This window comes from Kineococcus glutinatus, from assembly GCF_039542765.1.
Classification (GTDB): domain Bacteria; phylum Actinomycetota; class Actinomycetes; order Actinomycetales; family Kineococcaceae; genus Kineococcus_A; species Kineococcus_A glutinatus.
This window is the reverse complement of sequence record NZ_BAABIL010000089.1, coordinates 1-1996: the sequence shown is the minus strand read 5'-3', so window position 1 is coordinate 1996 and position 1996 is coordinate 1. Positions and strand designations below refer to the sequence as shown.

At 72.3% G+C, this 1996-nt stretch carries 3 protein-coding genes; all 3 read right to left on the bottom strand.

From position 1 onward, the window contains the following. Positions 1–483 (bottom strand): phosphatase PAP2 family protein (locus ABEB16_RS04165; RefSeq protein WP_345711007.1); only part of this gene is annotated, 483 nt, incomplete at its 3' end. A gap of 98 nt (positions 484–581) precedes the next feature. Continuing rightward, the gene (locus tag ABEB16_RS04160; RefSeq protein ID WP_345711006.1) at positions 582–1313 is read right to left on the bottom strand and encodes an ABC transporter ATP-binding protein; all 732 of its coding nucleotides are present in this window, start codon (positions 1311–1313) and stop codon (positions 582–584) included. Positions 1314–1329: 16 nt separating this feature from the next. Beyond that, positions 1330–1996 (bottom strand): ABC transporter permease (locus tag ABEB16_RS04155; RefSeq protein ID WP_345711005.1); only part of this gene is annotated, 667 nt, incomplete at its 5' end.

Genomic DNA, 1996 nt, shown 5'->3' with positions numbered 1-1996 from the left:
GTGCACGCCGACGACCAGCCGGGACAGGGCCATCGCCGGTGCCAGCGGCAGCACGGCGCCGGTGCCGACGAGGCGCCCGAAGGCGATGACCGCGGCGGTCGTGGAGGTGGCGTGCGAGGAGGGCAGGCTCCAGCGGCTGGGGGTGCCGGCGTGCACGAGCAGGTCGGCGTGCTGCGGGCGCACCCGGCGGGTGAAGCGCTTGAGGACGACGCTGGCGCCGTGCGCGGCGACCACCGCGGCGGTGGCCTCCACCCACTCCCGCCGCCGGGCCCGGTCGGCCAGGGCCCCGGCGGTGCCGGCGGCGATCCACACCGCGGCGTGCTCGCCGGCGTGGCTCATGAGCTGGGCGGCGCGCACGACGCCGGGGGTGCGCAGCCGCCGCTGCACGGCGAGCAGCAGCCGCAGGTCGGCACCGGTCGGCGGTGCCTGCGCCGGCAGGTCCGGCGGCAGCGCCTCGTGGTCCGTGGTGGGCGTGGCGCTCACGTCCGCTCGTCCTCCCCACCCCGCCGCGCGGGGTCCGTCCGTGGTGCTGGTGGTGGTCGTGCTGGTGGTCGTGCCGGTGGTGCGGGTCCGCCCGCCGCTCACCGCAGGCGGGCCACGGCCGCGTGCACGTCCTCGTCGGCCACCACCCGGCCGTGCTCGAGCACGACCCCCCGCGAGCAGAGCTGGGAGACCATGTCGAGGTCGTGGCTGACGATGACGAGGGTGCGCCCCTCGTCGCGCAGCTCGCGGATGCGGGCCAGGCACTTGGCCTGGAAGGGCGCGTCCCCCACGGCGAGGATCTCGTCGATGAGGAAGATCTCCGGGTCGGTGTGCACCGCGACGGCGAAGGCCAGGCGCAGGAACATGCCCGAGGAGTAGAACTTCACCTCGGTGTCGATGAAGCGCTCGATCTCGGAGAAGGCGACGATCTGGTCGAAGCGGGCGGCGATGGTGGCCTCGTCCATCCCGAGGATCGCGCCGTTGAGGTAGACGTTCTCCCGGCCGGTGAGGTCGGGGTGGAAGCCCGCCCCCACCTCGATGAGCCCGGCGATGCGGCCGCGGACGAGCACCTGCCCGGAGTCCGGGCTCATGACGCCGGAGATGAGCTTGAGCAGCGTGGACTTGCCCGAGCCGTTGAGCCCGAGCAGCGCCACCGCCTCCCCCTGCGCGACCTCGAAGCCGACGTCGTCGAGGGCGAGGAAGGAGTTGCCGAGGTCCTTGCCGCGGAAGGCGGCCACGGCGAGGTTCTTCAGCCGGTGGTCGTGGCGCAGCGTGAAGCGCTTGGAGACCTGCTGCACGGCGATCGTCGTGCGGGTGGTGGTCGTGCTCATCCCTGCTCCCCTCCCCTCACAGCTCCTGCGCGAAGCGGCCCTCGAGCCGCCGGAAGGTGAACTGCCCCAGCGCGAGCACCGCGAGCGAGACGGCCAGCGCCAGCAGCCCCGTCCACAGCAGGTGCGGCGGCAGCGGGGCCGTCCGCGGTGTCGCGCCGTACCAGAAGCCGTAGTGGAACAGCTCCACCGCCGCCGTCACCGGGTTGAGCTGGTAGAGCTGGAACAGCCAGCCGGGCACCGCGTCGCGGACCATCGTCCAGACGTAGAGGACCGGCGAGGCCCACGTGACGACGAGCAGCATGAGGTCGACGATGTTCTCGAAGTCGCGGTACAGGACGTTGATGGCCCCGAACAGCAGCCCGAGGCCGACGGAGAACACGACGACGACGACGAAGCCGAGCAGGCCGCCGGCGAGCTGGCCGGCGGTGGGCCGCCAGCCCGCCACGAGGGTGCCGACGAGCAGGATGAGGAACTGCGGCAGGAAGTGCACCGCCGCCACGAAGGCGGAGGAGACCGGGAACAGCTCCCGCGGCAGGTAGATCTTCTTCACCAGCGGTGCGTTCTGCACCACCGCCCGCGTGGCGTTGCCGAACGTCTCCGAGAAGTAGTTGATGACGACGATCCCGGAGAACAGGTAGACGGCGTAGTCGTCGATGGAGCCGTTGAGGTCCAGGAAGTAGCCC

Bases quoted from the DNA above. Each gene is read 5' to 3' on its own strand.
- ABEB16_RS04160 (WP_345711006.1), bottom strand. From the start codon at position 1,313: ATGAGCACGACCACCACCCGCACGACGATCGCCGTGCAGCAGGTCTCC.